General features: G+C 66.2%; 21 protein-coding genes. 7 read left to right on the forward strand and 14 right to left on the reverse strand.

Translation table 11 applies throughout. From position 1 onward, the window contains the following. Positions 1 to 357: 357 nt before the first annotated feature. From QX051_RS19395 to QX051_RS19415, 5 genes are all read left to right on the forward strand, one after another. Positions 358 to 1,080 carry a Crp/Fnr family transcriptional regulator gene (locus QX051_RS19395; RefSeq protein WP_315740838.1) on the forward strand — a complete coding sequence of 241 codons (723 nt, stop codon included), beginning with the start codon at positions 358 to 360 and terminating at the stop codon, positions 1,078 to 1,080. A gap of 244 nt (positions 1,081 to 1,324) precedes the next feature. After that, entirely contained in the window at positions 1,325 to 1,714 is a 390-nt protein-coding gene (locus QX051_RS19400; protein ID WP_008968243.1) for a response regulator, read from the forward strand. A 222-nt stretch (positions 1,715 to 1,936) separates the two neighbouring features. Next, positions 1,937 to 2,251: a response regulator gene (locus QX051_RS19405; RefSeq protein WP_315777343.1), complete on the forward strand. Its 315-nt coding sequence runs from the start codon at positions 1,937 to 1,939 to the stop codon at positions 2,249 to 2,251. A 6-nt stretch (positions 2,252 to 2,257) separates the two neighbouring features. Continuing rightward, positions 2,258 to 4,807: a hybrid sensor histidine kinase/response regulator gene (locus QX051_RS19410; RefSeq protein WP_315777237.1), complete on the forward strand. Its 2,550-nt coding sequence runs from the start codon at positions 2,258 to 2,260 to the stop codon at positions 4,805 to 4,807. Positions 4,808 to 5,047: 240 nt separating this feature from the next. Next, positions 5,048 to 5,293, forward strand: a complete 246-nt coding sequence (locus QX051_RS19415; protein WP_315740795.1) for a hypothetical protein — start codon at positions 5,048 to 5,050, stop codon at positions 5,291 to 5,293. 127 nt (positions 5,294 to 5,420) lie between these two features. On the opposite strand, the gene QX051_RS19420 is transcribed toward QX051_RS19415, so the two are convergent. Next, positions 5,421 to 6,026 (reverse strand): LuxR C-terminal-related transcriptional regulator, encoded by a 606-nt coding sequence (locus tag QX051_RS19420; protein WP_315777238.1) that lies wholly within the window; start codon positions 6,024 to 6,026, stop codon positions 5,421 to 5,423. Between the two features lie 315 nt (positions 6,027 to 6,341). Here QX051_RS19420 and QX051_RS19425 point away from each other — a divergent pair, with 315 nt between their 5' ends. Continuing rightward, on the forward strand, positions 6,342 to 7,493 hold the full coding sequence (locus tag QX051_RS19425; protein WP_315770513.1) for a hypothetical protein: 1,152 nt from the start codon (positions 6,342 to 6,344) through the stop codon (positions 7,491 to 7,493). Positions 7,494 to 7,526: 33 nt separating this feature from the next. Here the strand turns inward: QX051_RS19425 and ipdC are convergent, their stop codons facing one another. The 4 genes from ipdC to QX051_RS19445 all read right to left on the reverse strand — a co-directional run bounded on the left by ipdC (position 7,527) and on the right by QX051_RS19445 (position 11,984). Continuing rightward, positions 7,527 to 9,164 (reverse strand): indolepyruvate/phenylpyruvate decarboxylase, encoded by a 1,638-nt coding sequence (gene ipdC / locus QX051_RS19430; RefSeq protein ID WP_315777239.1) that lies wholly within the window; start codon positions 9,162 to 9,164, stop codon positions 7,527 to 7,529. A gap of 156 nt (positions 9,165 to 9,320) precedes the next feature. Then, positions 9,321 to 9,512 (reverse strand): hypothetical protein, encoded by a 192-nt coding sequence (locus QX051_RS19435; RefSeq protein WP_315757203.1) that lies wholly within the window; start codon positions 9,510 to 9,512, stop codon positions 9,321 to 9,323. 141 nt (positions 9,513 to 9,653) lie between these two features. Next, complete coding sequence (locus QX051_RS19440; protein ID WP_315777240.1) at positions 9,654 to 10,565, reverse strand: acyl-CoA acyltransferase; 912 nt, start codon at positions 10,563 to 10,565, stop codon at positions 9,654 to 9,656. Between the two features lie 198 nt (positions 10,566 to 10,763). Further along, positions 10,764 to 11,984, reverse strand: a complete 1,221-nt coding sequence (locus QX051_RS19445) for a hypothetical protein (protein WP_409998117.1) — start codon at positions 11,982 to 11,984, stop codon at positions 10,764 to 10,766. Between the two features lie 147 nt (positions 11,985 to 12,131). On the opposite strand from QX051_RS19445, the gene QX051_RS19450 reads away from it, so the two are divergent. After that, complete coding sequence (locus QX051_RS19450; RefSeq protein WP_315777241.1) at positions 12,132 to 13,316, forward strand: glycosyltransferase family 4 protein; 1,185 nt, start codon at positions 12,132 to 12,134, stop codon at positions 13,314 to 13,316. Here the strand turns inward: QX051_RS19450 and QX051_RS19455 are convergent, their stop codons facing one another. The 9 genes from QX051_RS19455 to QX051_RS19495 form a co-directional block, all read right to left on the reverse strand. After that, complete coding sequence (locus QX051_RS19455) at positions 13,317 to 14,495, reverse strand: glycosyltransferase (protein ID WP_315777242.1); 1,179 nt, start codon at positions 14,493 to 14,495, stop codon at positions 13,317 to 13,319. Then, positions 14,488 to 15,510, reverse strand: coding sequence for a polysaccharide deacetylase family protein (locus QX051_RS19460; protein ID WP_315777243.1), 1,023 nt, complete (start codon positions 15,508 to 15,510; stop codon positions 14,488 to 14,490). The genes QX051_RS19455 and QX051_RS19460 overlap by 8 nt, the downstream gene beginning before the upstream one ends. Beyond that, positions 15,507 to 17,027, reverse strand: coding sequence for a lipid II flippase MurJ (locus QX051_RS19465; protein ID WP_315777244.1), 1,521 nt, complete (start codon positions 17,025 to 17,027; stop codon positions 15,507 to 15,509). The genes QX051_RS19460 and QX051_RS19465 overlap by 4 nt, the downstream gene beginning before the upstream one ends. Beyond that, entirely contained in the window at positions 17,024 to 17,212 is a 189-nt protein-coding gene (locus QX051_RS19470) for a hypothetical protein (RefSeq protein WP_315777245.1), read from the reverse strand. The genes QX051_RS19465 and QX051_RS19470 overlap by 4 nt, the downstream gene beginning before the upstream one ends. Beyond that, positions 17,209 to 18,366: a glycosyltransferase gene (locus QX051_RS19475; RefSeq protein WP_315777246.1), complete on the reverse strand. Its 1,158-nt coding sequence runs from the start codon at positions 18,364 to 18,366 to the stop codon at positions 17,209 to 17,211. Before QX051_RS19475 ends, QX051_RS19470 begins: the two co-directional genes overlap by 4 nt. Further along, on the reverse strand, positions 18,363 to 20,633 hold the full coding sequence (locus tag QX051_RS19480) for an exopolysaccharide transport family protein (protein ID WP_315777247.1): 2,271 nt from the start codon (positions 20,631 to 20,633) through the stop codon (positions 18,363 to 18,365). The genes QX051_RS19475 and QX051_RS19480 overlap by 4 nt, the downstream gene beginning before the upstream one ends. A gap of 27 nt (positions 20,634 to 20,660) precedes the next feature. Next, positions 20,661 to 21,815 carry a glycosyltransferase gene (locus tag QX051_RS19485; RefSeq protein ID WP_315777248.1) on the reverse strand — a complete coding sequence of 385 codons (1,155 nt, stop codon included), beginning with the start codon at positions 21,813 to 21,815 and terminating at the stop codon, positions 20,661 to 20,663. A 326-nt stretch (positions 21,816 to 22,141) separates the two neighbouring features. Beyond that, complete coding sequence (locus tag QX051_RS19490; RefSeq protein ID WP_315777249.1) at positions 22,142 to 22,834, reverse strand: DUF2848 domain-containing protein; 693 nt, start codon at positions 22,832 to 22,834, stop codon at positions 22,142 to 22,144. Positions 22,835 to 22,903: 69 nt separating this feature from the next. Beyond that, a complete protein-coding gene (locus QX051_RS19495) occupies positions 22,904 to 24,229 on the reverse strand; it encodes a DUF3422 domain-containing protein (protein WP_315777250.1) in 1,326 nt (441 codons plus the stop codon). Between the last annotated feature and the right edge of the window lie 221 nt (positions 24,230 to 24,450).

The raw sequence follows: 24,450 nt of genomic DNA on the forward strand, positions 1-24,450 counted from the left end.
CCGCTGTCAATGCGGCCGCATGCTACGTGGTGTCCGTGCCCGCCGGAGCTGCGGCGGCCGGAGCAAGAAGGAGGCCCGCCGCAAGCGCGTTGCGCTGCTTTCACCAGCCGAGGCCGATGCGTGCCGACTGTATACAACAGCGCGCTATCAGATCAGCACATCGCACACATGTTGATGGCCAAATGCGCAACCGCGCATCCGCGCCCGTCTGCACGACAACGAGCACAGCAGGAACGAATGGCCTTTACTGGGAATATTACCCGTGATTCTTCTTGTCAGCGGATGGGACGCAGTTCTATGGAACCATGAGTGCATTGAGATCTGCGAGGCTCCGTTACTGCAATGCAGGAGATGGCTTTGGACCCCAGCTTGCGTTCTCCGAACGGCTTCCTGTCGTCACTGACCGACGATGACTTCGAGCTGATCCGACCCTATCTGCGGACCGTGGATCTGGTGCAAGACTCCATTCTCGCCGAGGTCGGCGAAAAGCTTTCGCGCATCTACTTTCCTCATCGCGGCGTCATCTCGCTGGTCGTGAACCTCGCGCGCGGAGAGCGCGTTCAGGTGGCGATGATCGGTCGCGATAGTCTCTTCGGAAGCATGTCCCTGCTCGCGGGCGGCGATCCGGTGGTGCTGAACAGCGCGGCGGTCCTCGTTCCCGGTGCAGCATCGGTCGTCGACATCGACAAGGTACGGGCGGCCGCCGAACAGAGCCCCTCGTTTCGCGCGCTGATGTTGCGCCACGCACTCGCCATCTACGTGCAGAGCCAGCAGACCGCCGGTTGCAACGCCGCCCACACCGTCGAGTCGCGTCTCGCCCGTTGCCTGCTGCAGACGCATGACCTTTCAGGCGGCAACAAGCTCTACATCACCCAGGAGGCCCTGGCGCAGATGATCGGCGCCCGGCGCAACAGCGTCTCGCTGGTGGCGAGCACGCTGCAGCAGGCGGACTTCATCCACTATAGCCGCGGCCATATCGAGATCATCGATCTGGACGGGCTGAAGAAGACGGCGTGCGAGTGCTACGGTACGGTGAAGGCCCACTACGAGAATCTGGTCCGGCCACGCAGCGTGCCGTGAGCAGGCGTCGTTCCGGCCCTCGCTCGTCGCGCGCCGTTGCCTCGCCGAGCGCCCTTGCCTCCGTACAACTACGGCCCGTGGCATGATCCCCATCGTCGGCACCGCTGGAATTAACGCGCTGTTCAACGGGCGCTGATAATTGTCGACGTGCTGACGAGCGCGAGTTCCAAGAGGCGTCGAATAATCTTCGTGCTGATATACCTCGCCCGTGTTCGGCTTTTGACCAAACGCGCGGAGTAATGACATGGCCTTTGATCTGTCGATGCCGATCCTGGTGGTCGATGACTACGCCACTATGATCCGGATCATCCGCAACCTGCTGAAGCAGCTCGGATTTGAGAACGTCGACGACGCCAGCGACGGATCGGCCGCGCTCTCGAAGATGCAGGCGAAGAAGTACGGTCTGGTGATCTCCGACTGGAACATGGAACCGATGACCGGCTACGACCTGCTGCGGGAGGTGCGGGCCAGCCCGGAGCTGTCGAAGACCCCGTTCATCATGATCACAGCCGAGTCGAAGACCGAAAACGTCATCGCCGCCAAGAAGGCCGGCGTGAGCAACTACATCGTCAAGCCGTTCAATGCGGCGACGCTCAAGACCAAGATGGAAGCCGTGTTCGGCCCGGCCGAATAGCCGAGCTCCCTGGGAATGTCCTGCGCGGCGGCCGGACCGGTGTTCGGCCGCTTTCTCTTTGGCGGGCGAACTCCGCATGGTTGACGACGGCAGGACGCATACATCGCCGTGCCCTCCCGTAGTCGTACGGAAACCAAAATTTACGAGGGGGTCAGAGCCGGCCGATAGACATAATCCTGCTTGCCGATGACCGCGTCAGGGTGGCAACGGGACAGGGAATTCATGCGCAACGACCTCCTCGTGATCGAAGATGCCGCCGTGCATCTGTCCATCTTGCGAAAGATCGCAGCACAGGCCGGCTTCAACACGACGGACGTGAGCCCGGTCGACGCAGCCTCGATCGTCCTGCAGAAGAGGAACTTGGACTGCGTCATGCCGGACCTCTCGCTGGACAACCGCCCCGGCACCGAGGTTCTCGAGCTGAACATAGATCCTCCCTTCTCGAAGCCGATCGATCTGATGCGGCTCCGGCAGACTCTGAAGCAGATCGCGCTGGAGACCGATTGCCGGCGGCTGGTCAGAGCGGCGGGCTGGTAGCAGGCGATGAGCAACAAGAAACGCTTTCTGGGAGCGCCTGCAGCGATCGCGCTGATCCTCATCTGCGTCATTGCCGGCAGCAACCTGTTCTTCCTCACCAATCTGCGCGAGAACGCGCTTCAGCACGCCGAGGAAGATCTCAGCCGCCATAGCCTCACGCTTGCAGAGAACGCCGACCGCTCGGTGAAATCGGTCGACCTCGTGCTCACGAGCGTGCGCGACTACCTGGTGCGCGGCGGCGCCATCGACGCTGCGGCGTTTCGCAAGGTCGCGTCAGACCATCAGACCCACCTCCTGCTCAAGGAGAAAATCGCAGGACTGCCGCAGATCGATGCGGTGACGCTGATCGACGCACAAGGCGGGCTCCTGAACTTCTCGCGCTACTGGCCGATCCCGGACGTCAACATCGCCGACCGCGACTATTTCAAGGCGCTGAAGGCCGACCCTGCACTGCGGACCTTCCTCAGCACGCCGGTTCAGAATCGCGGCGACGGCACCTGGAACATCTATTTTGCCCGCCGGCTCGACGATTCCAATGGCGAGTTCATGGGCATGATGCTCGGCGCCATGTCCGTGCCCTATCTGGAGAACTTCTTCGGCTCCACCGCGCAGGGTCTCGATGCCGCGGTGTCGCTGATCCGCGAGGACGGTACGCTGCTCGCGCATTTTCCGCCCACGAGCGAGATCGGCAAGCCGACCTCCGGCTTCGGTCAGCGCGCACTGTCGGCCGGCGGCGTGCTGCGCGAACCCTCCGCACGAACCGGCGAGATGCGCCTGCGGGCGGCAAAGATGCTGCCGAACTATCCCGCGATGATCGTGGTGTCGGTGTTCGAGCACGACGTCCTGAAGGCCTGGCGCGACATGGCGACGCTTCTGGTCATCGTGTCCCTGGTGAGCGCGATGGCCGTGTTCGCGGCCGCCGTCCTGATCTCACGCTGGTGGGAACGCCACGAGCACCTGATCGAGGCCGCCGAGGCCGCGAACGCGGCGAAGTCCACCTTCGTCGCGATGATGAGCCACGAGATCCGCACGCCGATGAACGCGGTGCTCGGCCTCGCCACGACGCTGCTGGAGACCAATCTCGATCCCGAGCAGCGCCGCTCGGTGGTGGCGATCCACAATGCCGGCGACAATCTGCTCGAGATCCTCAACGACATTCTCGACTTCTCCAAGCTCGAATCCGGCCAGCTCTCGCTCGAGGACATCGCGTTCTCCGCCGAGGCCCTGGTCCACAATACGCTGAGCATCATCGGTCCGCGGGCTTCCGCCAAGGACCTGAAGCTGAGGAGCGTCAGCGACCCGGCCGTGCCGCCGGCGCTGGTCGGCGACGCCGGCCGCATTCGCCAGATCCTGCTCAACCTGGTCTCCAACGCGGTCAAGTTCACCTCGTCCGGCGAAGTGGTCGTCACGACGCGCGGCATCGAGAAGGATGACGAGAAGGCGACGGTGGAATGGACGGTGACCGACACCGGCATCGGCATTGCCGCCGACAAGATCGGCTCGCTGTTCGCGAACTTCGTCCAGGCCGACAATTCGATCAGCCGCCGGTTCGGCGGCTCCGGACTCGGGCTTGCGATCTGCAAGCGCCTGATCGAGCAGATGGGGGGTGACATCAAGGTCACCTCGACGCTGGGCAGCGGATCCACCTTCTCGTTCCGCCTGACGCTGCCGATTGCCGAGACCATCGCGATGCCAGAGCAGAACGACGACGGCATCTATACCTCGCTGCAGAACCGGATCGCGGCGTTCGGCCGGCCGCTGCGCGTCCTCGTGGTCGACGACAATCCGACCAATCGCCTGGTCGCGACCAAGATGCTCAAGGATTTCGACATCCAGACCGACACGGCCTGCGACGGCGCCGAGGCCGTCACCGCCGCCAGCCGCTTCAACTACGACCTGATCCTGATGGACGTCCGCATGCCGGAGATGGACGGCTTCCAGGCAACCCGGACCATTCGCGCGCGAGGCGAGCGCCGTTCCAACGTGCCGATCATCGCCTTCACGGCGAACGCCTTCATGGAGGATATTCGGGCCTGCCGGGAAGCCGGGATGAACGACTTCGTCGTCAAGCCGGCCCGCAAGAAAGCGCTCGTGGAAGCCATCCTGCGCGTGCTGCCCCTGCCCGTGCCGGTGCTGGACACCGTGGCGTCAGACGCCCCGCTGGTGCCGGCCCAGCCGGATGCCAGGGCCGCCGACATTGCCGCCGACACCGAAATTGCTCCCGAAGCCGCGCTCGACCGCGAAGCCTATGTCGAGCTGGTCGGCGAGATCGGAGACGAGGCCGCGGAGGAGATCCGCGACGTGTTCTTCAGCGAGACGGATGCGCGGCTGAAGCAGCTCCGCCAGCTGACGCTCGACGGCGAGCGCATCAAGATCGGCCGCGAGGCGCATTCGCTGAAGAGCGCAGCCGGAACCTTCGGGTACCGCCGGCTTGCGGCCTACGCGCTAGCGCTGGAGAAGAGCGCGCCACGCCTGTCCGCCAAGGAGTATGCCGAGCTGCTCGACAACATCGAGGCCGCCTACGCCGCCGCCCGCGCCCAGGAGCTGCAATATTGAAGCGGGGGAGGCCGCAGGCCTCCATGGCGCAATCCGATCTGCGCGGCGTCTCGCACGCCGCACCGCCGCGACGGGCTCGGACGACCGAGATGGCAAACGGGACCTTCACGACGCGGATTCGCTGAACCTGATCTTCATATTCCCTTACAATAAGTTGACGCCGTACTTCTACGGCTCACGATTTTCACAATCAACTAATCATGAGCTGCGAGACTCGGGGTCACATAGGAGATGTGTCCCATGTTTACTTTTGAAACCGCCGACCAGAAGGAAGTCAGGCGTTTCCGAATTGCGCAGTTCAACGGCCGGACCGCGACCGTGAAATCCGGCGGATCGACGATCACCGGCCACGTCCGTTCAGTCATGGAGAACGAAGCGAGCGTACCGCCGCGCTGGACCATTACGATCGTGCCGGCACCGCCCAAGGCGCAGGCGCCGCTGCGCCCGACCTCCCGGGTTCGCCCCTTCGCCGAGGATTATTTCTGACAGCACGGACGTCCGCGTCCCGCTCAGCGCGTTCGACCGAGCCGGTCGGACGCCGATCTTCATTGCCTGCAGCGCGGGGCACTGCGGGGGTCGAAAGCGCGAGCGCGGCATTCGCGCTCGTCCGCCGTCATCCGATCTGGTTGAGAAGTGCTGCGCGAACGAGTTCGGCTGTGTTGCGCGCGCCAACCTTGCGCATGGCCTCGGCGCGATGGCTCTCGAAGGTGCGGGGGCTGATGCCCATGCGCAAGGCGCCCTCCTTGTTCGAATGCCCCTCACTGATCAGCTTGAGGACCTCGTGTTCGCGCGGGGTCAGCGACTTGCTGGCCCGGCCGGGTGGTCGCGCGGGCGCCGTGCCCTGCTCGTGAGCCGGCACCGTCCGCGACAGCGGTCTTAACTGCCCGTGCGCGCCGGACATCTGGTTGACCAGGGCGCAGATCCGCTCGGTCTGCAGCAACGCGTTGTCGACGACCACCTGGACATGCCGGCGCTCGCCGGGCGTCCTGGCGATCTCGTCGCTGCGCTGCTTGATTTCCTCCATGTAGAGCATCAGGGCGGTGAGCGAACCGTTCAGCTGACGCGCCAAAGCGAGCGTGCCCTGGTCGTCGTGACGTCCCATCGCGAGCGGCGCAGATGTGCCGGAACGGGTCGCCAGGAGGTCCGGGTCGTTAACTCCTTGGCCGCCCGGAGCAGGTGCGGCGTGAGCGTCGGAAAGGCTGTTGTTCAGCTGTGCCATGCCTCATTCTGACGCGGCGGCAACTTTAACATGGTTAATTATGTCGTCCGTAGCAATACGGGATTTTTCCCGACAACTCGTGCAACCGCCGCTAATTTTCCCAAAAGTTACAATCTGAAATGGTTAAGCCGGGCGTGATGCCGTGCTTCGGGAGACCCGTCCCCGGCGCGTGCCGCGACGCCTGTCCACGATGTCGTGCAATGCTACGATTGTTTACTGACATTAATTTCGCACCAACTGTTTCGTGCTTCGATGAGCTCCGTGCTCGTCCGTGGAGACGAGCGACCTTGACATATAGCTGACAGCCTGACGCCAATGGGACCGGTCGACCGGATCTGGGAATTCCTGCAGCGGTTGTCACCGCTGACACGAAGCTGTCTGCTCAGCGAGCTCGAACGGCTGGAGCTGAGCGGCGTCGACATGCCGGGATCCGCCGACCTCCAGGCCCGGCTGCGCGCCGAGATCCGCAACAACAATGGCGCCGGCGGCCACCGCACCATCAATCCGTCGCGCTACTTCTTCATGCCCGTCGAGCAGCTTCTCATCGACGGTTCGCCGGAGCACGCCAATGAGGGCCGCATTGCCCGCGGCTCCCTCACGCCGATCTGGGAATGGATCTCGCGCGATTTGCTGCCGACCATGGCGCGAGACTACAACGCGCAGATGAAGGACCTGATCGCCGGGGACAAGCAGCGCGAGATCCGCCAGGTCGCGAGCGCGTTCCAGACCAAGGTGACGAAGTCGCTGGAAGGCACGTTGGCGCGCGCCGAGGGCATCGAGCAGGTCCGCAGCAAGCTGAAGGCCTATACGGCCTCGCCGTCGGTGTTCGACGACGTCGTCAAGCTGTTGAAGGCGCTGCGCGCCCGCGAGGAACTCGCTAAGTTCGCCGATTCGCTGCCGGACCGGATCGTTGAGTTCGACGATCCGCAGGTGAAGAAGATGGTGCTGCTGCTCGATGCGCTGCGCAAGAGGCAGCCGGAAGCCGTGCCCTTTGCGTTGACGCTGGTCGCCAAGCGTCTGAAGGAGCCCTGGCAGGTGTTGCGGCTGGCGACCAAGGCGGCGCGCTCGAAGAACGTCGCGGACGTCATCGCTGCGCCCTACGCCATGACCGTGCCGATGGTGCTCGATCAGCTCGAGGACAAGCGGCTCGCGCTTCGTGTCGCGTTGAAGAACAACCGCGTCGTGACCGCCAAGGAAATCCTCACCAGCATCTATGACATCGAGTATGCGATCCAGGTCCGCATCGATCGCATCGACGAGTCCGAGTGGGGCACGCGCCTGAACGCCATCATGGCCAATACCGACAGAATGGTGCAGGCCGAGGTCAAGCGCTTCCCCGCAGAAGTTGGGCACGTGCTCGGCTCCAACAGGCTGCGCAGCCATCGCTCGCTCGGCGGCCGCCTCACCTATTTCGCCTGGAAGGGCCGTGACGCGATCAAGACGGTGCTGCGGTCGGCAACCGGTTGACGGCCGCGCGTTCAGAGCGCCCTTCCGGCCATCCTAGCCCTGAGCCATGCGCTCGCGCGCCGACTTGAAGCCTGCCACGAAGCGCGCCAGCGTGTCCGAGGTCTTGCCGCGCGGCAGCATCACTTCGATCAGCGAGAAGCGTCCGCGCCGATGCACCGCGCGCTCCAGCGCAGCGACGAGCTCGCTCCGGGTGGCGACGCGCTCGCCGGTGCCGCCGATGGAATTGGCGATGTCGGCATAGTGCCAGTCGTCGAGATCGTTGAACCGCGATTCCGGCTGGAACACGCGCAGCATCTCCCAGCTGCAATTGTTGAACAGCACGACGATCGGATCGAGGCCGTAGCGGCGACAGTTGCCGAGCTCCCATCCGGTCATCTGGAATGCGCCGTCGCCGACCAGGATCAGCGGACGAAGGCCGGTCGCGGCCACGCCGATGCCGGCCGGCACGCCGAAGCCCATCCCGGCGTAGTAGCCCGGCGCGGCCAGCGCCGTATTGTCGATCTCCATCGCGGTGAACAGGCAATCGCCGATATCGGAGGTCATCGGCATCCGGCCATGGCGATCGAACATGTCGTTGACCGCGGTCGCGATGTCCGAAGGCGCGATCGGCGCACCATCGGCCGCGAGGCCGCGCGGATAGACCGAGCGCTGCCGCGGCAGGCTGGACGCCGCGGCCCGCGGCGTCGCACGCTCGTCGAGCGCATCGATCAGATCGCCAAGCGGCATGTCGCGATAGGCGTGATGGCCGATCTGGACCTCACGGCTGGCGGCCAGGATCATGCGGCGCGGGTCCGGCGCCCGGTTGGACAGCGCGAAATTGGTGTCCGACAGGATGACGCCCAGCATCAGCACGAGATCAGCATTCTCGACCAGTTCCGTGATCGCCGGGTTGCCCGCGGCGCCAAGATAGGTGCCGGCGACGACATCGTCGGCCCTGTCGAGCAGGCCGCGGCCCATGAAGGTCGTCACCAGCGGCAGGCCGAGCTTGCGCGCGAGCGCCGCGATCCTGTCCTCGACGCCGTAGCGGCGGATTTCGACGTCGACGACGATCACGGGACGCTCCGCCTGCGCGATGCGGGCGAGGATCTCCTCGACGCATTCGTCGAGCGCCTCGCGGCTGGCCCGCCGCGGCGGCAGCGGCACCACCGGCTCGACCTCGGCATCGACCATGTCGCGCGGAAATTCGAGATAGACCGGCAACGACATCTCCTTCGCGCTGCGCAGCACGCGCGCAATCTGGGCCGGCGCCGTGGCCGGATCGCTCAGCACCGCCTGATCGCAGGTGATCTCCTTGAACACCGCGAGCTGCGTGTCGACGGTGCGGGCCTGGTGGTGCAGCAGAAAACCGGAGACGCGCTCACGCGCGCCGGGCGCGCCCGCGATCACCACGACCGGCGAGCGTTCGGCATAGGCGCCGGCGACCGCGTTCACGACGTTGAAGGCGCCGGCGCCGTAGGTGACGACGGCGACGCCGAGGCCGCCATGATAGCGCGCGGCCGCGTCCGCAGCGAAGCCGACCGCCGGCTCATGGCTCAGCGTGAAGCTCGGCAGGATGTTGCTCTCCTCGATGACCTTGAACAGCGGCAGCACGAAGTCGCCGGGAATGCCAAAGATCTCGCGGGCGCCATGGTCCTTCAGGGCGGCGAGCAGCGCATGGGCAAGAGCAGGCATCCGGATCCCCTGAGCGTGGCGTGACGTTCAGCCGGTGCTACACGATGAGGGGCGGACTGCCAACCGCCGGCCGTTCGGTCCGCGAGCCGTGCCGTCCGGATCGCCCCGTCCAAACTTCATGCTGGAGCGGCAAGGCCCGAGCCCACCCGCGCCACGTCAGTTCGCCGTCAGCCGCAGAGCCTGGACGGAGGGTGTAGCGCCATGCGGGACGGCAAGCGCAACCGTGAACAGGATAGCGACTGCCACGATCATGCAGAGCTTCATCACGACCGTCCTGCGATCGGTGATCGGCAGGAACAGGAAGAACAGCAGCATCGCCGCCAGCGCGAGTTCGAAAACGTAAGACATGGATGACCACCTCCCTTGCCAGGAGGATGGCGCAGGCCGGAAGCCCAGACTGTGCGTGCCGTCACATCGGTCCCATAGACCACGCGAGCCAGTATCCCGGCCGCCGCAGCGGGACCATGCAACCCAATCGATTGCCACCTCTCAGCCGTCGAACAGCGCGGCCTCGGTAAAGGCGAGATCGCCGAGACGCGGCGGATGCGGACCCTTGGCATATTTGCGTCCGCGCCTGTCCGAGTACCAGCCGGCCAGCCCGGCAACGGGCTCGTTCGCATCGAGCCGCACCAGCAGGCCGCCCCGCCGCAGCAGGAACCGGCCGATGTTGCCGGCCAGCCGCACGAGGTCGGCGACATCCCGGCAATACAGCAGGCGATACACCGGCAGCGCGTTCATCACCCGGTGCTTCTGAAACACGAACGGATACGCCGCATCGGCCTCGCGCGCGACGAGACTGAGACACCCCCATTGCGCATGCTGCCGCAACAGATCGGCCGCGTCGGGAGAGAGCCCATGCACATCGTCCTCGGAGAATTCTTCGATACGGACATCCGAGCGCGATCGCGACAGGGCCAGCGCGGCGTAGACCTGTCCCTTGCAGTAGACCGAAAAGCCCTGAGCCTCGACCTGTGGCCAAGTGTGCGGGGCCGGCGTGATGTTGAAATAGGTCACCGTCTTGTCGCGCGTCGCCGCGCGCACCAGCATCGAGCTGAAGGCACGGAACGCCGGCTCGACATACCAGCTCGAGACATTGGCCCTGACGATCGGCTTACCGCCGCTGTGGAGCTCGGAGAACAGCAGCAGGATCACGCCCACGGGAACGCCGCCATGGTCGAGACAATAGCCGAATGCCGGAAAGCCGGCCGGCCGCGGGCGCGCCGCGTGACGTTCGAGTCCGCGCAACCAATAGGCCTCGCTGCGAAAGGCGAATCCGCGCGTCAGCAGCGCGGCGACCGCCGGCAGATCCGCCGTGCGGATCTCTCGGATGCGAACCCCGGTCACGGCCTGCGCCGGCACCGGCCTGTCGTTCGCAATCTCGGCCTTTTTGATCGGCTGCATTCCAGCATCACCCGAGAGAGGTCCAGCGCGTCACCCGTCGCGCGGCGGGATTGTCGTGGCTGCAATTATCGTAAAAAGGTCAGGTGGCAGTGAACCACGTCGCGCTGGCCTTACTTTTCAGTTAATGGGATTCGCGAACCACATCGAGATGTTGTCACTCGCCCCCCTCACGGTGACCCTCGCGACTGGCGTCGTCACTCACGGCCGCGGCACGCGAAACATGTAGGTCTCGTTGGCATTGAAGCCGTCGACGAAGAAGCGGCCGGGCTCTGCCTCGATCCGGCGCTGCAGCCCATCCCAGCCCCAGACCTCGAGGCTGCGCGTCCATGCGGGCAGCTCGAGCTCGACCGCGCGGCCTGGCCGGTCGGTCCAGCCGGCGATGTTCTGCCACACGATCAAGTCGGCATCCGGTCCGCGCAGCGTGTAGAGCGCCAGCCGGCGGTCGATGGACACGATCCTCATGTGACCGGCGAGCTGCAGCACCGTCTTCACCACGAAGCCGCGTGCTTCCGGGGTCCAGGGATCCTTGCCCGCCGCCATCGCATAGGCCAGACCGTCAACATCGGGCGTGTCGCCGAGATTCCAAGGAAACGCCAGCATGGACACCGGCGAGGTGCCATCCTTGCCAACCACCGCAAGCTGGTCCCAGATCGCATTGAGAAACAGTCTCGCCGCGTCCGGATCGCTGTCCCACGCGCCGGCGCGCGCGACGTTGAACTCGGTTGCGTAGAAGTTGATGTCGCGGCTCAGCCCCATCGCCTGCTTGATGCGGTCGAAGCAGGTCTGCACCGAGAACTCGCGGCCGCGGGTCATCGGATACCATTTGTCATTGTAGTAGGTATGCAGGTCGATGCCGTCGAGACGGCCGTCCTCGAGCAGATCGGCGATCGCCGGACCGTAGCCGCGCAACGTCGCATCGCCATGCGAGTTGCAGGTGGCAAAGCCGCCGGGAACGACCCGCAGCTTGGGGTCGACGCTGTGAACACCGTCCGCAAGCCCAGCCAGCGCGTCGTGATAGTCCTGGCGCGGGATCGTGGCCTGCACGTCGGGCTCGTTGATCGCGGTGAAGACGGTTGCGCCCCAATCGGGAATGCCGTTCTCGCGGCCCCAATCGCCACCGGGACGGAAACGTCTCGCCATCGCCTGCCCGGCGGCGAACCAGTCCTGATAGGATCCGATCGGCTGCGGCGGATCCAACCTCTGATAGCTGCCTTCGTACTCCAGCAGGATCAGCGGCATGATACCGTTCTTGTGCGCCTCCAGCATGGCGGCATCGAAGTCGTGCGGCGTGGGCACCCGCGCTAACGTCCGCCAGCCGTAGGAATCCATTCGGCCCATCCTGGCACCGACACCGTGCAGCGCCTGATAGATCTGCGTGCTCTTGCCGGCCAGATGCGTGACCAGATTGCCGCCGCCGATGCGCTCGTCGATCCGCAACGCCGAGGCGTTCGTTTCGCCGGCGCGAACGGCGCTCGGCCATGGCGACGTGACAAACGTTAACAGGGCTGTGCCAATGACCAGCAGATTGGAACGAAGTCGCAATGTCTGATCCCTTAGATTTCCGTTATGACGTTTGAGATTGTCCAGATCGTTCAAGAGATAAGCAATGCGGGCGGCGTGGAAACCGTTGCTATCGAGCTGGCGCGCGTTTTCGGCCGGAATGGTTTATCGAACGTCGTGCTCGCGAGCACCGTCGCGGACAATCTCGAACACACGATAAGGGTCGAGCGCGTCGCGCCATGGCTGGCGCGGATTCCGACTCGCGGACTGTTCCGGCACATCGGCCGCGCCGTGGTCGTGCCGCTGTTCACGCTGGCCGCGACACGGGCGCTGGCGCGGCACCCCGATGCCGTCGTCGTCAGCCACGGCGATAGTCTCAAGGGCGACGTGCTGATCGTGCATGCGGTCAATGCGCAGAGCCTGGCCGAGAAGCGCACCGCCGGCAGTTGGCGCTGGATGCTCAACCCGATGCATCTGTGGGTCGCGCTGCGCGACCGGTTCATGATCGGAGGCCTGCGGTATCGGGCGTTCGTGGCGGTGTCCTCCCGCGTCACCGCGGAGCTGCAGCGCTTCTTCCGCGTGCCGGCCGCCCGCATCCACGTCATCTCCAACGGCATCGATCTCGCGCGTTTCAACCGCGATACCACCAGCGGCCAGGCGATCCGGCGCGAGTTCGGCATCCCGGACAACGCGCGCCTGCTGCTGTTCGTCGGCCACGAATTCAACCGCAAGGGACTGGCGCATGCGATCGGTGCGCTCGACCGGCTCGGCGACGACGTCTGGCTCCTGGTCGTCGGCTCGGACAATCCTGCGCCCTACCGCAGACTGACGCGCAACGCCCAGCAACGCGTGATCTTCGCCGGTCCACGCTCGGACATGCCGGCGCTGTACTCCGCGGCCGATGCCTTCGTGCTACCTACGAGCTATGAGACGTTCTCGCTCGTCTGCATGGAGGCCATGGCCTGCGCGGTGCCGGTGTTCGCAACGCCGGTCGGCGGAATCGAGGATTATCTGCACGACGGCGTCAACGGCTTCCGCATCGCGGCCGACGCCGACGACATCGCGGCCAAGCTCGCGGCGGTCTTCGCCGATCCCGCACTGATGCGCCGGCTGCAGGACGGCGCCCACGCGACCGCGCAGACCTATGGCTGGGACCAGATCGGGCTGCAATACATCGAGCTGCTCAAGCAGATCGATGCCGCCAAGCGACAGCCTGGCCGCGCAGTGATTGCACTGCCGCTGAAGGCCTAGCTAATTCGTCTGCAGCCGCTGTGGGCGGGCGAGGCGGGATGCGGTTCTCGACTGATGGGCCGCACGGCATGCCGTTTCAATCGCCGCCGCGACCGCATCATAGGTGAAGCGCCGGAGCACGTTTGCGCGGGCCGCCTCACTGCGAACGGCGAGCTCCGCCCACTGGCCGCTGAGCTCATCGATGAGCCGACACAGGCTGCCGGGATCCTGCTCCGGCACGATCCAGCCGCCGTCGCCGACGACATCCGGAATCGCTCCGCAGGTTGATCCGATCACCGGAATGGCGCAGGCCTGGGCCTCGATGATCACCCGGCCGAACTGCTCGCGCACCGCGTCCGTGGTTCGCGTCAGCAGCAGCAATGCGTCCAGGCCGCGCAGGAAGGCCGCGACCGCGGCTGGTGAAGCCCAGCCCTGGATCGTGACGCGCCCGCTCAAGCCGAGTTCGGCCACGCGCCGGCGCAGATGCGGCTCGTGCGGACCTTCACCCATGATGCTCAGCGTGGCCGCCGACTTGCTCCGTGCGAGCGCATCGAGCGCATCGTCGAGACCCTTCTCGACCACCAGCCGGCCGACATAGCCGAGCCGCAGCGGCGAGCCGGTCGTCGCATTCGACGGATCATCCGCCGGCATGAAGGTCGCGAGATCGACACCATAGCCGATCGGGGTCACCGGACCCGTGTAGCCACGCGCCCTCACGACCTCAGTCGCGTCGGGACTGCGCGACAGGATGTGAGCGGTATGGCCGAGGACGAATTTGCGGATCGCCTCAAACGGCGGCGGCAGCCGTTTCAGGATGTTCTGGTCGACCTCGAGCACGAGCGCCGCACGACCACGCAGCATCTGCGCCTGCAGCGCGACGATGCTCCAGGGCTCCTCCCAAAGATGAATCACGTCCGGATCGAGCTCGCGCAGCAGGCGACGCAGTGCTGGATAGAAGTGCAGGTACCATTTCATCGGCCCGGCGTTCGGCAGCCGGATCGGAAGCCGATGGACGGGAAACCCTTCGTTGGAGTGAGGCGCGGTAATGGTGCGGCCGAATTCCTTCCACACTTCGGGCATCACAAGATGCAGATCGACGTCGGGCCGGGAGGCGAGATGGCGGTAGCGCAGCCGGCCGGCCTCGCTGCTGGTGGCCGGATGCGCAATCGAGACGATCCGCAAGCGGCCCCTGCTAGACACGGCCCATCACCTTCGCTGCAGTCCCGCTGAAGCCGGTGAGATGCAGCTCCATCGCCGCCAGCGTGCGATGCGCGCCGTTCATGGTGTTGCGCGGAATCGAAAACGCATCCTGCCCGGCTTTGACAAGGCCCTTGCGCGTGGTCGCAGCACTGGCGAATCCGGCCTGCCGCGCCAGCGCAAAGTCCCGCGGCCCGCAATCGGCGGCGCGCCCGTAAGGAAACGCGAAGTGCCGGACGTCGATGCCGAGCCGCTCGTTCAATCGCAGCCGCGCGCCGGCCAGCTCGCGCAGGGCGGCTTCCGGAGGCAGCGACGAGATGCGCGCATGCGAGACGGTGTGGGCTCCGATCTCGATGAGGGGATCCCCCGCCAGCGCTTCCAGCATGTCCCAGGAGATCGCATGTTTCCAATGCATTGCATCGATGTCGATGGCGTTGGCGGCACAGAACGCGGCGTAACGATCCGCGGCCTGCGGGCCGTCCCAGCGCGAGGCGACCTGCGCAAACACCGCGCGGCGCTGCTCGGCGCTCGACAGCGCGATCCGCTCATCGTCGACCGTGACGTGGTCCCTGTGCAGCAGCGCATCCTCCAAGCCAGCGGCCCACAGCGGCAAAGTGCCGTCGGGAATGCCGGTCGTCACGAACAGCGTCACCGGCACCTTGTGCCTGCGGAACACCGGCACCAGCAGCTCGCACGTATCGCGGTAGCAATCATCGATCGAGAAGTTGACGTAGCGGCCGGGCGGCTCGGCGCTTGCCGTCCGGCGCAGCGCCTCGCTGATCGTCACGACATCCCAACCCTGGTCGAGGACATAGCCGACGAAACGATCGAGAAAGTCGGCATCGACGTAGAAGTCGCGATTGGGCAGACGCTCCCATTGCTCCGCGGGCGCGGTGCGGTGGAAGGTCAGGCAGCAGCCGCGCGGGCCGAGCACACGATCGGCGGCCTTGGCGAGCGGAAGGACGAAGGCACCGGATGCCATCATGGCCTTGGCGGCAGCGAGGGCCAACAGGGTCAACTCAGCTCTCCCTTCATCTTGAACGTACGACGAACATGGCGGAGCGCCGTGCCCACCACGGCCGGCAGCAGGATGCCGATCGCGAAGGCCAGGCAGAGCATATAGGCCAATCCGCCGGCGAACAGGCGCGGCAGCAGGCCCGGCACGGAGGTCTGAATCATCAGGCCGAGCACGGCCATCAGTGCGGTCGGCAGCAGGGCCAAGCCGATCACGAGCAGGAGCTTTCGCGCATCGCCGAGCACGAACACCACGCCCGACAGCAGCACGAGGCTGCGGATCGCTTCGCCAACTCCGAGCAACTGCATGCCGGCCGCCGGCGACGGATCGAACAGCGGCATCAGCAGGTTGAAACCCATGTTGGCGAGATAGGCAGAGACGATGATCAGCGCGGCGACGCCGTTGCGCCCGGCGCCATTGAGCAGGCGGATCAGTATCCAGCCGAGGGTCGCGGCCCAGACGCCGCAGGCGATGCCCTTGAGCGCATGCGAGGTCAGCAGCAGGGCCTCGTCGCCGAACGCGCCGCGGAAATAGATCAGCCGGACGATGTCGGTCGAGAAGACCAGCAGGAACGCCGAGGCCGGCAAGATCAGTGCTAGCAGCGGCCGCAGCAGCGCCTCGGTCTGCGCGCGCGGATCGAGCGGGGCGTGCTGCGACAGCACGGCCATACCGAGCGGCTGGCTGATCAGCAGCAGCGCGCTCTCGGTCAGCGAGCGCGCGTAGTCCAGCGAGGCGACGGCGCCCGTCGTCAGCCGCGACGCCGTGAAGCGCTCGATCCAGACATTGCCCTGCTCGGCCAGCGGCAGCGCAAGCAGGACGCGCAGCCGGCGGAAGAATTCGATACCCCTGTCGACCACCATGCCGGCGGTCAGGCCGGAGACGCTCAGCGCGCCCTCGCGCCACAGCGTGAACAGACCCCAGGCGGCGAGGCCATTGAAAGCAACGGTGAAGGCGCAGGCGAGCATGTAGGCGTCGCCAGTCAGCACAAGCAGGCCGATTCCGCCGATCACTGCGACGTTGAGCAGGCTGGCGCGGACATTGGTCAGCCGCGTGCGCCCGAGCGCGATCTCGCCGGCCGCCAGCACGTTGAGGATCGCGGACGCCGGCATGCCGAACGCCATCATGCGCACGAAATGCAAAGTGAGCTCACGCCCCTCCGCCGAGAAGCCGCCGACGACGGCGTTCACCCAGAGCTCGCCCAGCAGCAGGATGATCGCGGTCACTGCGCTCGACACGATGGCAATGACGATCGTCAGCGCACCGAGGCTGCGCGCGGCATCCGGCCGCTGCAGCGCCTCGCGATGCATCGGGATCATGATCGCCGGCACGCTCTCGTTCTGCAGGAATGCGAGCGGGATGAGCACGGCCGCCATCGCGGCGCGAAAGCCGTCGGCGATGAGCGAGGCACCCAACACATGCGCCATCAGCACCTCGCGGCCGAAGCCGAGCATCTTGCTCGCCAGCGCACCGCTGATCAGCAGCGCACTGAAGCGCTTGAGCGAAGGACCGGAGGCGCTCATGCGGCTTCCTCCGACACGGCCGGCGGCCCTTTCCATCGCGCAGAGACTTGTCCGTCCTCGAGCAGTTTCGGCCACGACAGCATCGGCGCGAGAATGGCGAACAGCGGGCCGAGCGGATCGCAATCCGCGACGAGATCAACCATGCGCCGCTCGGAGGACGGGGCAGGTGTGACGATCGTGCTCACACCGCCGCTCCCGCACCGACATTGCGGATCAGAAGCCCGATCGAGTCCAGCATGCGTGCAAGACTGTAATGGGTGCGCGCGCGGCGCGACGCGTAGTCGAGCTGTCGCGCGAGGATCTCGGGTTGAGCCAGCACCGCGTCCAAAGCCTCGGACAGCGCACGCGCATCACCAGGCGGCACGAGCAGGCCGGCCCGGCCATGGTCGAGGATGTCCGGAGCAGCGCCGGCATCGGTGGCGATCACCGGCACGCCGGCGAGCATGGCTTCGACGAGGGTGCGGCCGAACGGCTCGGGATCGATCGACGGATGCACCATCGCGTCCACCGCCTGCATCAGCAGCGGCACGTCGCTGCGATGCCCAAGGAAGTGAACGCGATCGCCGAGGCCCAGCTCCGCGATCAGCCGCCTCAGCTCAGCCGCGTAGTCCTGCTCGCCGAACAACGCGTCGCCAACGATGATACTGTGCACGTCCGGCAATTCGGCCAGCGCCTCGATCAGAACATGCTGCCCCTTCCACCGCGCGAGCCGGCTGAACACGCCGACCAGCGGTCCCGACGGCAGGCCGAGCCGCTGCCTCAGCTCCTGGCGCGACGCGGGCACGGGTTCGACGGCGAGACCATTGGGCACGATCTCGACGAGAGAGCGTCGACCTCCGGCCTCGATGAAGGCGGCTGCGGCGGCTTCGGAGGGGACGACGACCTTCGCCGCGAAGCGGTTGGCGAGAAAGATCTGCATGCGACGCTGCAGCGCGCCGAAGTGAGCCGGGCTGATGATGTCGTGCAGATGCCAGATCAACGGCCGCCGTGCCGCGATGTTGGCGATGGCCGACAGGACAAAGGCCTTCTGCGAATTGGCATAGAGGACGTCATGCTTGCGTGCGACATGCGCGAGCTCCGCGGTGATTGCCGCGAGTCGACCGAACAGCGGCAGCGCCTTGAGCCACGAACTGTCGCGTCTGAAATGCCCCAGGCCGCGGCCCCAGCGCGACGTGATGACCGACATGCCGCGCTCAGCCAGCACCTTGCCGAGCGGGCCCGGCTCGAACAGGAACACCGCGGAATCCTTGCGGCCCTGGACGACATCGAGCAGGATCAACTCGGCGCCGCCGATCTGCCCGGTGTGATCGACGAACAGGACACGCTCGGTCGACATCACCCGGCTCCGGCGTAGGCTGCCACGGGCGCGGTCTGGACCACAGGCGTGCTGCGGTGCTCGACGTCGGTCATGGTGACGACGATGCCGACATCACGGGCTCCGAGTGCCCTGCTCCTGTTCACCGTCACGACCGCCGGCTCGATCAACGACCGGTCACTGCGCACGCAGACGATCGCCCAGTCCGTACCGGCAAGGAAGTCGTTCCGTTGCGACGGCAATGGTGTGTCGACGATCACGGCATCATAGCCATCGAGACCAGCGAGGAGACCGTCGAGGCTGATCGCGTCGAGAATGTCGCCGACCGGACCGGTCGTCGCACCAATCGGCAGCACGTCGAGCGAGGGATGCGCGGTCGGCAGAATCATGTCCCGGAGCGGCGTCCCGCGCTCCAGCGCGCCGAGCCATCCGGGGCTTGCCGGCAGGGCCATGATCTCGGCAAAGGCGGGTTGCGAGACGTCGCACTCGACGACCAGCACGCGCCGGCCTGCGGCCGCGAGGTGCTCTGCCAGCGCACAGGCCGTGGTCGTCTTGCCATCTCCTGCATCGGGAGAGGTCACGACGATGCGCTGCGATCGCGCGGACCGCTTCAAACCGAGTTCGTGGACGAGATCATGCAGCGTGTGCTGAAAATCAGTGTCCTCGGAGGCGAGGCGCAAGACGCGCGGGATCGCCAGCGGTTGATGGCCTTGCAGGATCGCGCCGAGCGCCGACATCTCGCGCAGGCTCTTCAGGCGCGGCAAGCAGGCCAGGATCGAAACGTCGGCGACGCTCGGGAGATGAGAGCTTCGTTCGGGCGCTGCCGGTGGCGTCGCCGTCTCCGGTGCGGTCACACCCTCGGCCAATTCAGGGACGATGGCCGGAGCTTCGGCGACAGCGGGCGCCTCGACCTGCTGGGCCGGCGCTTCCGGAGTGACGGGCACGGGCGGGCTGATCAGGCGCGCGCCGAGCTGATCGGCGAGCAGCGCAGCGCCGACACCGAAGATCAACGCGAGCGTCATGCCGGCGGCGAGGAACGGAATCTTCTTCGGGAAAAACGGCTTGCTCGGCAGCTCAGCGAGACTGACGAGCCGCGTGCTGCCGCGCAGGACGCGCCGCTCGGTTTCGAGCTCGCTCGCCTTCTTGTAGAGCTCGGCATATTGCTGGCGCTTGATCTCGGTGTCGCGCACCATGCTCTCGATGGAGGCCTCGTCCAGCGTGGCCGAGCCGGCCTCCGCCTTGGCGGTCTCCATCTGCTTCTTGAGCGAATTGACCAGCGCGGTGTTGGCATCGAACGCCTTCTGCGCGCTGGCCGCGATCGACTGCATCTCCTCGACGAGACGCTGCTGGATGCTCGCCTGCTCGCGGGTCAGCGCCAGGATCGACGGGTGTTTCGGACCGAGCACGCCGGCGGCGCTCGCGAGCTGCGCGCTCACTGTCGTGAGCTGCTGCTTGAGGTCGGCGATGGTCCGGCTCTGCAGCACCGAAGGCGCATCGGTCGGGCCGCGCTCCTGCTCCGACTTGATCTCCTGCAGCCGCGCCGCAGCCTCGGCCCGCGCGGCCTCCGCCTGCGACAATTGCTGGCCGATGCTCGTCAGCCGCTCCGAGGAGATCGGCGCGTTCGCGCCGCGCATCAGCCCCTTGGTGCGGCGGAACTTCTGGATCTTGTCATCGGCCTCGCGCAGCTGCTGATCGAGCTGCTTCAGCTCCTGCCACAGCCAGGAGCTCGCGACCTCGCGGCTGTTGGCGCCTTCGGTCCGCTGATCCTCGAGGAACGTCTGCGTCAGCGCGTTGGCGAGCGTCTGCGCGACGTCGGGGAGACCAGACTGATAGGAGATGTTGATGACGCGCGAGCGGCCGGCGGAGGCGACGCTGAAACGGCTCTCGACGTGGTCGATAAACGCGCCGACATCCGTCTTGAGACGCTGGCACGCATCCGTCGAGCCGAGCAGGCGGCCGCGCTCGCATTCGCTGACGACAGCGTCGGCAACACCCGGCGACGAAATGATCTGCCGCAGAAGGCGCGGCGAGCGGATCACCAGCAGCTGGCTTTCCATGTCGGCGGGGTCGCCGACCTTCTGCGCCCACGCCGCCGAGGTGTTGGCACCAGGCTCCTGCTCGGCGATGATCACGGAGGCCGTGGCGAGATAGCGTACCGGCAGCAGCACAACCGCGGCCACGGCAAGCGCGAGGACGGCACCGGCCACAATGGCGAACACGCCGCGACGGCGCCAGATCCGCCCCAACGCGTCGAGACCGGACAAGGCTTCCGTAAGACCCGCCTGCCTCATGATCTGCACCCACACCACATATGAACGTTACGCAATCAGCCGTGTCGCGCGGCCCTGATGTCCCGCACGGAAATGCTCGATCTCCTCGTTGACCGCCGCGACGAACTGGCTGCGGAAGCGCTCCGCCGAGAAGAAGCCGGCGCGCTGGCGGCAATCGAGCCGCGAGATCGACTTCTCCTTGGCCACGAACGCACGCACGCAAGACGCGATCGCCTCTGGCTCGGGCGACTCAAAGAACATGCCCGTCGGGCGCGGCCCGGTGGTGAGGATCGACTCGCGCGCACCGCCGCGGCCCAAGGCCAGCACCGGCGCGCCTTCCGACTGCGCCTCGACCGGGATGATGCCGAAATCCTCTTCCGCGGCGAACACGAAGGCGCGGGCGGTGGTCATCAGATCGCGCAATTGCTTGTCCGGCACGAAGCCGGCGAATTTAACGTTGGGTCCTGCGATCGACTTCAGACGCGCCGCCTCCGGGCCGTCGCCGGCCACGACCAGCTCGAGGTCCGGCATGGTGTTGAAGGCGCGCACGATCGGCTCGATGCGCTTGTAGGGCACCAGCCGGCTGGCGGCGAGGAAGTGGTTGCCGACCGGCAGGATCGCATCGCGCTGCGCGATGGTCACCGGCGGATAGATCACCTTGGCGTCGCGGCCGTAGATCTTCTTGATGCGGCGGGCGACGAACTGCGAATTGGTGAAGATGGCGTCGGGGCCGTGCGCGGTGCGGGCGTCCCAGATCCGCATCTTGTGCAGCAACGCGCGGGCGATGAGGCCCTTGATGCCGGTGGCGTAGCCGCTCTCCTGAAGATACTGGTGCTGCAGGTCCCAGGCGTAGCGCATCGGCGAATGCACATAGGCGACGTGAACCTGCTCCGGCCCGGTCAGCACGCCCTTCGCCACCGCGCAGCTCGAGGAAATCACGAGATCGTAGCTCGACAGGTCGAGCTGCTCGATCGCGAGCGGCATCAGCGGCAGGTAGGAGCGGTGATACTTCCGCAACAACGGCATCTTCTGCAGGAACGTCGTGTGCGACTTTTCGAATCCCAGCTTGGCGCGGTCCTCGGGACGCAGCAGGTCGAACAGCGTGAAGACGTCGGCGCCGGGATAGCAGCGCAAGATCTCCTGCAGGACCTTCTCGGCGCCGCCGAGAACGTAAAGCCAATCGTGGACGATCGCGACGCGCACCGCACTCTCCCAATTCCCGGGGTATTTAATAAAACCCTTAAGGGAGGTATCCACGCGCACAACCAATTCCTAAACTTCTAGTTAATCGCCCTTGTCCTCCGACCCGTCGAATAAGCCATGATCAGGTAGGGATCGGTTAAGGATTTGCCAGCCGCTCCGCGTCTCATGTCGCGACAGGATCGTGCCGGACGCGAACGCCTGATGCGCGGCGGTCCCGCTTCGGCACACTTCGACACCCTAGGCCGTCTTGCTTAACAGGCCCTTGCCGCGGCGACGCTCACTCGGTCCAGCCTCCCCGCACACGATCGTGATCGCGCGCGTCCCGATCAGCCGGCGATGGCGAGCTGCTCGATCGCGTAGCCATGGCGGATGACGCGGTTCAGCACGGGATCGGCGAGCTCGAACTCGAAGCGGTCGGCGGGGCGGATGCCGCCCTTGGCGGCAAACGTGCCGCCGAACATCGCGGTGCCCTCGGGCAGGCCGGCGTCACCATAGCGGCGCGCGATCAGATCGAGAGGCGCCAGCATGCCGCTCAGCGCGCCCTCCTGATACAGCACGCGCTCGCCGCCGATGGTCGCGAACGCGCGCAGCGTCAGCCGGTCCCAATGCGCGGCGACGTCGTCGACCAGCCACAGCTCGGGCGCCACCGGCTTGTCGCACATCTGCTTGGAGACGGTGATGTTGTAGGTCTCGACCTTGCGGTCGGTATGATCGGAGCCGACGCCGACGAACAGCCGGCCGCGCGATTTCACCAGCACGAACTCGACCTCGCCGGAGGAGTCGCCGCCGCTGACCTCGATGCTGTCGGATGTGGTCAGCCGGGTGGCCGCAGCCTCGTAATAGATCGGCGTCGTCGCCGGACGGGGAATGCCGAGCTCTTCCAATTCGGCGATGTGCTTGTCGCGGGCGACCGGATCGCGCCCGGTCCAGCCGGCGATGACGAGGCGGCTCAGCGTCACCTGCTGCCGCGTCGCCGCACCATCCGCGTGAACCAGGAATTCGATTGTCGTGCCGCTCATCGTCTCATCGCCTCTGTCCCGTCAGACCGCCGCTTAGCCGCCTCGCCGCGCGCTGGCAAGCGCCGCGCGTCACTCGTGCTCGGCCTTTTCCGCCTCGTGGTCCTCCTTCAGATGCCGCTTGCGGATCTGGTGGGTCGTGAACCAGATCAGCGCGATCGCGACCGGGACGAAGGCGGCGGTGGCGAGCGTCGGCTCGACCGGCAGGCCGCTGTCATGCGCGCCCTTGGCGAGATAGCCGAACAGGCTGACGACGTAATAGCCGATCGCGGCCACCGACAGGCCCTCGACCGTGCTCTGCAGGCGCAGCTGCAGCTTGGTGCGCTCGTTCATCGAGCGCAGGAGGTCGCGGTTCTGCTGCTCCAGTTCGACATTGACGCGGGTGCGCAGCAGATCGGCGGCGCGCGCCAGCTTGAGCGACAGGTTCGACTGCCGGCCCTCCAGCGCGTTGCAGGTGCGCATCGCCGGCGCAGTGCGCCGCGCCAGGAACGACGACCAGCTCGAATAGGGCGCGACCGGCTCGCCCTCGATCACCGACAGGCGCGCCTGCACCAGGTCGTAATAGGCGCGGCTCGCGCCGAACCGGAACAGGCTGCCGGTGGCGCCGCGCTCCAGCAGCGCTTCGAGCTCGGTGAGCTCGCGCAGCAAATGGTTGTTGAGCTTGAACGACTGCGCGCCCTGCATCTCCGCGAGCACCTCGACCAGCCGCCGCTCGATGCGGTCGACGTCCGGCGCCAGCGCCAGCGCCGCCGGCAGGCCGAGCAGCGCCAAAGTGCGGTAGGTCTCGAGCTCCAGCACGCGCTGCACCAGCGCCCCGAGCCGCTCCGGGGTCGGGCCGTCGGCGCAGACCAGGATGCGGGTGAAGCCGTCGTCGTCGAGGCGGAAGTCGGAGGCGACCGTGCCGGCGCTGCCCTTGATCGTGACGATCGCGAGGCTGCTCTTGTCGAAGATCTCCTCGGCGCGCGCCACCGGGTCGGCGGCGTTCTCGACCTCGAGCTTGACCGCGACCAGCAGCTCGCCGGCCTGCGGCAGCGCCGCGATCAGCGCCTGCAGCTCGGGCGCGATGGCACCGAAGCGACGCGCTCCGGCGCCGGCCGGCGGGCTCCAGATCCAGGTCAGCGTGGCAAATTCCGAATGTTGCTCGAAGCGCAGCCTGACGGCGCCGAGATCGACCTGGTGATGCTTGACGCCCGGCTCCGGCGGCGGCGCGCCATGCTGCTCGCAGAACGCGGCAAGGCTGCCGCGGTCGGCCGCCGCGCTGTCGCCTTTGGCCATGAAGGCGAAGCGGATTACCAGCACCGGCTGCGTCAGCGGCGTGAACGGCCGCGCATGCACCTCGTTCAGCACGCTCTCGCGCAGCGCGTGCGGCGTGAAGGCGGACTTGTCGAGCGACGTCATCGGCAGAGCCCACGCGTGAGAGCGACACCTGACGCAGACGATTGCGCTGCGCCTGAATTGATCACCCCCATCATGCCGTGCATCCCCCTGACTTCCATTGTTGCCCTGCCACCGACGCGCCGGCAGCATGTGACACCACTGTAGCGCAATTCGATGACGGCGCCACGGCTGCGGCGATGTTGTGCGCGCTGGCGGCTCTCTCAGCACCACGGCAAGTCGAT

Origin of the sequence: Bradyrhizobium sp. SZCCHNR1053 (assembly GCF_032381235.1) — a bacterium.
Taxonomy (GTDB): Bacteria; Pseudomonadota; Alphaproteobacteria; order Rhizobiales; family Xanthobacteraceae; genus Bradyrhizobium.